This window comes from Kitasatospora sp. NPDC034533, from assembly GCF_055575155.1.
Genome location: NZ_JBVITE010000060.1, coordinates 43,954 through 52,947 on the forward strand (window position 1 = coordinate 43,954; position 8,994 = coordinate 52,947).

Here is an 8,994-nt window from a genome sequence, read left to right on the forward strand (position 1 = left end):
CCCGGAGAACGTACGAAAGAGGAGATCTTCCAGGTGGAAGAGAACGTGTTCTACGCCGAGGCCGTGATCGACAACGGTTCCTTCGGCACCCGTACCATCCGCTTCGAGACCGGCCGTCTGGCCCGTCAGGCCGCCGGCTCCGCCGTGGCCTACCTGGACGACGACACCATGGTGCTGTCGGCCACCAGCGCGTCCAAGCAGCCGAAGGAGCACTTCGACTTCTTCCCGCTGACCGTGGACGTCGAGGAGCGGATGTACGCCGCCGGTCGCATCCCCGGCTCGTTCTTCCGTCGTGAGGGCCGGCCCTCCGAGGACGCGATCCTCACCTGCCGCCTGATCGACCGCCCGCTGCGCCCGTCCTTCGTCAAGGGCCTGCGCAACGAGGTCCAGGTCGTCGTCACCGTGATGGCGCTCAACCCGGACCACCTGTACGACGTGGTCGCCATCAACGCCGCCTCCGCCTCCACCCAGCTGGCGGGCCTGCCGTTCTCCGGCCCGATCGGTGGCGTCCGCGTCGCGCTGATCAACGGCCAGTGGGTCGCCTTCCCGACCCACAGCGAGCTGGAGTCGGCCGTCTTCGACATGGTCGTCGCCGGTCGCGTCCTGCCGGACGGCGACGTCGCGATCATGATGGTCGAGGCCGAGGCCACCGACAAGACCATCAAGCTGGTCGAGGGCGGCGCCGACGCGCCGACCGAGGAGGTCGTCGCCTCCGGCCTGGAGGCCGCGAAGCCGTTCATCAAGGTCCTGTGCGCCGCGCAGTCGCAGCTGGCCGCCCAGGCCGCCAAGCCGACCGGCGAGTTCCCGGTCTTCCTGGACTACCAGGACGACGTCCTCGCCGCGCTGACCGCCGCCGTCAAGGACGAGCTCGCCCAGGCCCTGACCATCCCGGGCAAGCAGGAGCGCAACAACGAGCTGGACCGCGTCAAGGCGCTGGCCGCCGAGAAGCTGCTCCCCGAGTTCGAGGGCCGCGAGAAGGAGATCAGCGCCGCCTACAACGCGCTGACCAAGAAGATCGTCCGCGAGCGCGTCATCAAGGACAAGGTCCGCATCGACGGCCGCGGCGTCACCGACATCCGCACCCTGGCCGCCGAGGTCGAGGCCATCCCGCGGGTGCACGGCTCGGCCCTGTTCGAGCGCGGCGAGACCCAGATCCTGGGCGTCACCACGCTGAACATGCTGCGCATGGAGCAGCAGCTGGACACGCTCTCCCCGGAGACGCGCCGCCGCTACATGCACAACTACAACTTCCCGCCGTACTCCGTCGGTGAGACCGGCCGCGTGGGCTCGCCCAAGCGCCGCGAGATCGGCCACGGCGCGCTGGCCGAGCGCGCCCTGCTGCCGGTGCTGCCGACCCGCGAGGAGTTCCCGTACGCCATCCGCCAGGTCTCCGAGGCGCTCGGCTCCAACGGCTCCACCTCGATGGGCTCGGTCTGCGCCTCGACCATGTCGCTGCTGAACGCCGGTGTGCCGCTGAAGGCCGCCGTCGCCGGCATCGCCATGGGCCTGATCTCCCAGGAGATCGACGGCGAGACCCACTACGTCACGCTGACCGACATCCTCGGCGCCGAGGACGCGTACGGCGACATGGACTTCAAGGTCGCCGGCACCCGCAACTTCATCACCGCCCTCCAGCTGGACACCAAGCTGAACGGCATCCCGGCGTCGGTGCTCGCCGCCGCGCTGAAGCAGGCCAAGGACGCCCGCCTGCACATCCTCGACGTGATGAACGAGGCCATCGACTCGCCCGACGAGATGTCCCCGAACGCGCCGCGCATCATCACCATCAAGATCCCGGTGGACAAGATCGGCGAGGTCATCGGCCCCAAGGGCAAGATGATCAACCAGATCCAGGAGGACACCGGCGCCGAGATCACGATCGAGGACGACGGCACCATCTACATCGGTGCCGCCGACGGCCCGGCCGCCGAGGCCGCCCGCACCACGATCAACCAGATCGCCAACCCGACCATGCCGGAGGTCGGCGAGCGCTACCTGGGCACCGTGGTCAAGACCACGACGTTCGGCGCGTTCGTGTCGCTGATGCCGGGCAAGGACGGCCTGCTGCACATCTCGCAGATCCGCAAGCTGGCCGGCGGCAAGCGCGTCGAGAACGTCGAGGACGTCCTCGGCGTCGGCGCCAAGGTCCAGGTCGAGATCGCCGAGATCGACCCGCGCGGCAAGCTCTCCCTGATCCCGGTCATCGAGGGCGAGGAGGGCGGCGAGGCCGCTTCCGAGTGAAGCGCCGCTAGCTGACCCCGCGGCCCGTACGCCTCCCGGCGTGCGGGCCGCACCCCGTTGTCCACGCGTTCGTCCGCACGTGCTCCCGCACGTGCGTTCCCTCTGGAGGTACCCCCCGTGGCGCAGGCCCCGGCGGTAACGCAGCGTCCCGGCACCACCCGGACCCTGCTCAAGGGCGTCGACGGCGCCGGCACCGTACGCCGCACCGTCCTCCCCGGCGGCCTGCGGGTCGTCACCGAAACCCTGCCGACGGTTCGCTCCGCGACCTTCGGCATCTGGGTCGGCGTCGGCTCGCGGGACGAGACCCCGCAGCTCAACGGCGCGACCCACTACCTGGAGCACCTGCTCTTCAAGGGCACCGAGCGGCGCAGCGCGCTGGACATCTCGGCGGCCCTGGACGCGGTCGGCGGCGAGATGAACGCCTTCACCGCGAAGGAGAACACCTGCTACTACGCCCGGGTCCTGGACACCGACCTGCCGCTGGCCATCGACGTGGTCTGCGACATGCTCACCGGCTCGCTGATCCGCACCGAGGACGTGGAGGCCGAGCGCGGCGTCATCCTCGAAGAGATGGCGATGGCCGAGGACGACCCGGGCGACGTGGTGCACGACCTGTTCGCCAAGGTCATCTACGGCAGCGGACCGCTCGGCCGCCCGATCCTCGGCACCCAGGAGACCATCCGGACCCTCACCCGGGACCAGATCGCCGGTTTCTACCGCCGCCGCTACCGGCCCGAGCAGCTGGTCGTCGCCGCGGCCGGCAACCTCGACCACCGCAAGGTGGTCAAGCAGGTCGAGCAGGCCTTCGCGCCGGTGCTGGCGGCCTCCACCGCGGCCCCGGCCGAGGCCCGCCGCGGCGTCAAGGCGCTGCGCACGGCCGGCAAGGTCGAGGTGCTCAACCGCTCCACCGAGCAGGCCCACCTGGTGCTCGGCGTGCCCGGCGTGCCCCGGCACGACGAGCGCCGCTGGGCGATGGGCGTGCTCAACGCGGCGCTCGGCGGCGGGATGAGCTCCCGGCTGTTCCAGGAGGTCCGCGAGAAGCGGGGCCTGGCGTACTCGGTCTACTCGTACTCCTCGTCCTACGCGGACAGCGGCCTGTTCGGCATCTACGCCGGCTGCCAGCCCAAGCGGGTCGAGGAGGTGCTGCGGATCTGCCGCGCCGAGCTGGCCAAGGTGGTCGAGGAGGGCATCACCGAGGAGGAGCTGCGGCGGGCGATCGGGCAGATCTCCGGCTCCACGGTGCTCGGCATGGAGGACACCGGTTCGCTGATGAACCGGATCGGCAAGGCCGAACTCAGCTACGGGCACCACCTGTCGGTGGACGAGATGCTGGAGCGGATCGCGGCGGTGACCCTGGAGGACGTCCACGCGGTGGCGCGTGATGTGCTGGGCGCGTACCGGCCGTCGCTCGCCCTGATCGGCCCGGTCAACGACAAGCGGGCCGCCAAGCTCGCCGATCTGCTGGTCTGAACCTGTTGGTGAGAGGAACTTCGCTATGACGCTGCGTGTCGCCGTGATCGGCGCCAAGGGACGGATCGGCTCCGAGGCGGTCAAGGCCGTCGAGGCCGCGCCGGACCTGGAACTGGTGGCCACCCTCGGCCGCGGCTCCGAGTTGGCGGAACTGACCCGGGCCGGTGCCCAGGTCGCCGTCGAGCTGACCCACCCGGACTCGGTGATGGGCAACCTGGACTACTGCCTGCACCACGGCATCCACGTGGTCACCGGCACCACCGGCTGGACGGACGAGCGGCTCGCCACCGTCCGCGGCTGGCTGGACGAGGCCCCGGAGCTCGGCCTGCTGATCGCCCCGAACTTCTCCATCGGCGCGATCCTCGGCATGAAGTTCTCGCAGATCGCCGCCCGCTACTTCGAGTCGGTCGAGGTGGTCGAGCTCCACCACGACCGCAAGGCCGACGCCCCCAGCGGCACCGCCACCCGCACCGCCCAGCTGATCGCCGCCGCCCGGGCCGAGGCCGGCCGCCCGAAGCAGCAGGACCCGACCACCCACAGCCTGCCCGGCGCGCGCGGCGCCGACGTGGACGGGGTGCCGGTGCACGCGGTACGGCTGCGCGGGCTGCTCGCCCACCAGCAGGTGATGTTCGGCGACACCGGCGAGACGCTCACCATCCGGCACGACTCGCTGCACCACAGCAGCTTCATGCCGGGCATCCTGCTGGGCGCCCGCAAGGTCGTCGGGACGCCGGGGCTGACCTTCGGCCTCGAACACTTCCTGGACCTGTGACAGTGTCGAACCCAGGGAGTGTCCGATGACCTCGCGCACCGGCTTCTTCGTCCTGTCCGGCGTGCTGCTGCTGGTCGCCCTCGTCTGCGTGGGGGAGGGCGTCCAGCTGGTCGCCACCGGCAAGCCGCTCGGCATCGGCATCGGGATCTGCGCCTTCGTGATCCCGCTGATCGGCGTCTGGTTCCTGCGCCAGACCGTCCGCTTCGGCAGGGCCAGCGAGCGGATGGCCCGCGAGCTGGAGGCCGAGGGCGGCCTGCCGGTCGACGAGCTGAAGCGCAGCAAGGGCGGGCGGATCGACCGGGCCTCGGCCGACGCGGTGTTCGCCCGCCGCCAGGCCGAGGCGCAGGACGCGCCGGGCGACTGGCGCGTCTGGTTCCGCCTCGCCGTGGCGTACGCCGACGCCGGTGACACCCCGCGCGCCCGCAAGACCATGCAGCACGCCATCAAGCTGCACAGCACCGAACCCGCAAGGAGTAACGCGTGAGCGACGAACCGACGGCCCCCAGCTTCCGCAGCGACGTGACGGTGGAGCTGGTCCGCAGCGCCGCCGCCGACTCGGACGTCATCTGGGCGGCCCGGGTCTCGACCGCGGGCGAGCAGTCCCTGGAAGCCGTCCAGCAGGACCCGGAGAAGTCCAAGGGACTGATCAACTTCCTGATGCGCGACCGGCACGGCACGCCGTTCGAGCACAACTCGATGACCTTCTTCATCAGCGCGCCGATCTTCGTGTTCCGGGAGTTCCACCGGCACCGCAGCGGCTGGTCCTACAACGAGGAGTCCGGCCGCTACCGCGAGCTCCAGCCGGTCTTCTACGTCCCGGGCGAGGACCGCAAGCTGGTCCAGCAGGGCCGCCCCGGCAAGTACGAGTTCCACGAGGGCACGCCCGAGCAGCACCGGACCACCACCGGGGCGATGGAGGCCGCGTACCGCGAGTCCTACGCCCGCTACCAGGAGATGCTGGCGGCCGGCGTGGCCCGCGAGGTGGCCCGCGCGGTGCTGCCGGTGGGCCTGTTCTCCTCGATGTACGCGACCTGCAACTCGCGCTCGCTGATGCACTTCCTGTCGCTGCGTACCAAGCGGGAGAACTCGGCGGTGCCGTCCTTCCCGCAGCGCGAGATCGAGATGGTCGCCGAGCAGATGGAGGAGCAGTGGGCCCGGCTCATGCCGCTCACCCATGCGGCCTTCGAGAAGCACGGCCGGGTCGCCCCCTGACCTGGGGCGACGGGCATACGGGCAGAGTGTCTGGCATGTCTGGATTGCGGCTTTTCTGGCCGCTCCCTACATTCGTGAACACGGATTCCGGTGCTGCCTGAACCCCCGAGCGGGCAGCACCGGAATCCCACGTCAGTGCCACCGACGCGGTTCAGCTGTCCGAACACCGGACCGGCATGGGGGACGCCCCACCGCCTACGAGTAGCTTTGGACGCATGGCTCCGACCTCCACCCCCCAGACGCCGTTCGGCCGGGTCCTGACCGCGATGGTCACCCCGTTCACCGCCGACGGCGACCTCGACCTCGACGGCGCCCAGCGCCTCGCCACGCACCTCGTCGACTCCGGCAACGACGGCCTCGTCGTCAACGGCACCACCGGCGAGTCCCCGACCACCAGTGACGCCGAGAAGGACCAGCTGGTCCGCGCCGTGGTCGAGGCGGTCGGGGACCGCGCCCACGTGGTGGCCGGCGTCGGCACCAACGACACCCGCCACAGCGTCGAGCTGGCCCGGCAGGCGGAGGCCGCCGGAGCGGACGGCCTGCTGGTCGTCACGCCGTACTACAGCAAGCCCCCGCAGGAGGGCCTGTACCGGCACAACGTCACCATCGCCGACGCGACCGGGCTGCCGGTCATGCTGTACGACATCCCGGGCCGCAGCGGGGTCGCTCTGAGCCACGAGACGCTGGTCCGGCTCGGCGAGCACCCGCGGATCGTCGCCAACAAGGACGCCAAGGGCGACCTCGGCGCCGCGGCCTGGGCCATCGCCCGGGCCGACCTCGCCTGGTACTCCGGCGACGACGTGCTCAACCTGCCGCTGCTGTCCGTCGGAGCCGTCGGCGTGGTCAGCGTCGTCGGGCACGTGGTGGCCGGGGACCTGCGGGCGATGATCGAGGCCTTCCTGGCGGGCGATGTGGTCAAGGCCACCAGCATCCACCAGCGCCTGCTGCCGGTGTTCAGCGGTATGTTCCGCACCCAGGGCGTGATCCTCACCAAGGCCGCCCTGGAGCTCCAGGGCCTGCCCGCCGGACCGCTGCGCCCGCCGCTGGTCGGCGCGACGCCCGAGGAGGTCGCGCGATTGAAGAAGGATCTCGCCGCCGGCGGGGTACACCTGTAGCAGACAACGACGTGCGCGCCCCGGCTCGCCGGACCCTCCAGGGTCCGCCGCTGGACCGGACCGCAGGCGCGAGAGCACAGACCCAGTAGGAAAACGACACTGAGTACGCACGCCATATGTCTCCAGGGGGAGGACCCCGGGCATATGGCGTGCGTCGTGAGGAGAGTCTTTTGAGCCACCCGCACCCCGAGCTCGGCGCACCCCCGGCCCTGAAGGAGGGCGCCCTCCGGATCACCCCGCTCGGCGGCCTCGGCGAGATCGGCCGCAACATGACGGTCCTGGAGTACGGGGACCGCATCCTGATCATCGACTGCGGCGTCCTCTTCCCCGAGGACGAGCAGCCCGGCGTGGACCTCATCCTCCCGGACTTCAGCTACATCCGGGACCGCCTCGACAAGGTCGACGGCATCATCCTCACCCACGGGCACGAGGACCACATCGGCGCCGTCCCGTTCCTCCTGCGGGAGAACCCGGACATCCCGCTGATCGGCTCCAAGCTGACCCTGGCGCTGATCGAGGCCAAGCTCGCCGAGCACCGCATCCGGCCGTACGTGCTGGAGGTCAAGGAGGGCGAGCGCGAGCGCATCGGCCCCTTCGACTGCGAGTTCATCGCGGTCAACCACTCCATCCCGGACGCCCTCGCCGTGGCGGTCCGCACCCCCGCCGGCATGGTCGTGGCCACCGGTGACTTCAAGATGGACCAGCTGCCGCTGGACGGCCGCCTGACCGACCTGCCGACCTTCGCCAAGCTGGCGGAGGAGGGCATGGACCTGCTGCTGGTGGACTCCACCAACGCCGAGGTCCCCGGCTTCATCCCGCACGAGCGGGACATCTCGGCGGCGCTGCGCAACGTCTTCGCGAACGCCGAGAAGCGCATCATCGTGGCCTCCTTCGCGAGCCACGTGCACCGCATCCAGCAGGTGCTGGACGCCGCCCACGAGTACAAGCGCAAGGTCGCCTTCGTCGGCCGCTCGATGGTCCGCAACATGGGCATCGCCCGGGACCTCGGCTACCTGAAGGTGCCCGGCAACATGATCGTGGACGTCAAGCAGCTGGACGACCTGCCGGACAAGGAGGTCGTGCTGATCTGTACCGGCTCGCAGGGCGAGCCGATGGCGGCGCTGTCCCGGATGGCCAACCGCGACCACCAGATCCGCATCGTCGAGGGCGACACCGTCGTCCTGGCCTCGTCGCTCATCCCGGGCAACGAGAACGCCGTCTACCGGGTGATCAACGGCCTGACCCGCTGGGGTGCCAAGGTCGTGCACAAGGGCAACGCCAAGGTGCACGTCTCGGGCCACGCCTCGGCCGGCGAGCTGCTCTACTTCTTCAACATCTGCAAGCCGCGCAACCTGATGCCGGTCCACGGCGAGTGGCGCCACCTGCGCGCCGCCGCCGAGCTGGGCATCGCCACCGGCGTGCCGCGCAACCGCGTGGTCATCGCCGAGGACGGCGTCTGCGTCGATCTCGAAGGCGGCGTCGCCCGGATCGTCGGCAAGGTGCAGGCCGGTTACGTGTACGTGGACGGCTCCTCGGTCGGCGACATCAGCGAGGCCTCGCTCAAGGACCGCAGGATCCTCGGCGAGGAGGGCTTCATCTCGGTCTTCGTCGCGGTCGACTCGACCAACGGCAAGATCGTCGGCGGCCCGTCCATCCAGGCCCGCGGCTCCGGCATCGACGACAACGCGTTCGTCCCGGTGGTCTCGAAGCTCCAGGAGGCGCTGGACCGCTCGGCGAGCGACGGCGTGCTGGAGCCCCGTCAGGTGCAGCAGCTCGTCCGCCGGACCGTCGGCAAGTGGGTCGCGGACAACTACCGCCGCCGGCCGATGATCCTGCCGGTCGTGGTCGAGGTCTGACGCTCGTTCAACGCCGGCTGACGCTGGTTTGACGTGGGGCGACCCGGTGCGTAATGTTCTCCGGGTTGCCCCACGGGACGGCCCCTCGGAAACGGGCTCGAATTCGAATTCGAGAACGACCGGGGAAAACGGACCGAGGAACTCTGGTAGAGTTCGGGAGCGCCGAAAGGCGAAAGCGGATCGGATGAATGAAACTCCGGAAAACGGAGCGGAAAACGTCTGATAAGCTGGGGACACGAAAGAACGAAGCCCGGAGGGCCTGCCGGAAGGCGGTCCGAAGGAAGCGTCCGTTCCTTGAGAACTCAACAGCGTGCCAAAAGTCAACGCC

Annotated in this window: 7 protein-coding genes; all 7 read left to right on the forward strand. The window is 70.0% G+C overall.

The features are described 5' to 3' along the window. The first annotated feature begins 33 nt into the window (after window positions 1-33). Window positions 34-2,241, forward strand: coding sequence for a polyribonucleotide nucleotidyltransferase (locus tag ACZ55U_RS31070; protein WP_465531410.1), 2,208 nt, complete (start codon window positions 34-36; stop codon window positions 2,239-2,241). A gap of 57 nt (window positions 2,242-2,298) precedes the next feature. Next, window positions 2,299-3,711, forward strand: coding sequence for a M16 family metallopeptidase (locus ACZ55U_RS31075; RefSeq protein WP_465531412.1), 1,413 nt, complete (start codon window positions 2,299-2,301; stop codon window positions 3,709-3,711). Window positions 3,712-3,736: 25 nt separating this feature from the next. Beyond that, complete coding sequence (dapB, locus tag ACZ55U_RS31080) at window positions 3,737-4,483, forward strand: 4-hydroxy-tetrahydrodipicolinate reductase (protein ID WP_465531414.1); 747 nt, start codon at window positions 3,737-3,739, stop codon at window positions 4,481-4,483. A gap of 25 nt (window positions 4,484-4,508) precedes the next feature. Next, window positions 4,509-4,967, forward strand: coding sequence for a tetratricopeptide repeat protein (locus ACZ55U_RS31085; RefSeq protein WP_465531416.1), 459 nt, complete (start codon window positions 4,509-4,511; stop codon window positions 4,965-4,967). Beyond that, complete coding sequence (gene thyX / locus ACZ55U_RS31090) at window positions 4,964-5,695, forward strand: FAD-dependent thymidylate synthase (RefSeq protein ID WP_465531418.1); 732 nt, start codon at window positions 4,964-4,966, stop codon at window positions 5,693-5,695. Before ACZ55U_RS31085 ends, thyX begins: the two co-directional genes overlap by 4 nt. 215 nt (window positions 5,696-5,910) lie before the next feature. After that, complete coding sequence (gene dapA, locus ACZ55U_RS31095; RefSeq protein ID WP_465531420.1) at window positions 5,911-6,810, forward strand: 4-hydroxy-tetrahydrodipicolinate synthase; 900 nt, start codon at window positions 5,911-5,913, stop codon at window positions 6,808-6,810. A 170-nt stretch (window positions 6,811-6,980) separates the two neighbouring features. Next, window positions 6,981-8,666, forward strand: coding sequence for a ribonuclease J (locus ACZ55U_RS31100; protein WP_465531422.1), 1,686 nt, complete (start codon window positions 6,981-6,983; stop codon window positions 8,664-8,666). Window positions 8,667-8,994: the final 328 nt, after the last annotated feature.

Coding starts and splice junctions, on each gene's coding strand:
- ACZ55U_RS31085 (WP_465531416.1), top strand. CDS start 4,509: ATGACCTCGCGCACCGGCTTCTTCGTCCTGTCCGGCGTGCTGCTGCTG.
- dapB (WP_465531414.1), top strand. CDS start 3,737: ATGACGCTGCGTGTCGCCGTGATCGGCGCCAAGGGACGGATCGGCTCC.
- dapA (WP_465531420.1), top strand. CDS start 5,911: ATGGCTCCGACCTCCACCCCCCAGACGCCGTTCGGCCGGGTCCTGACC.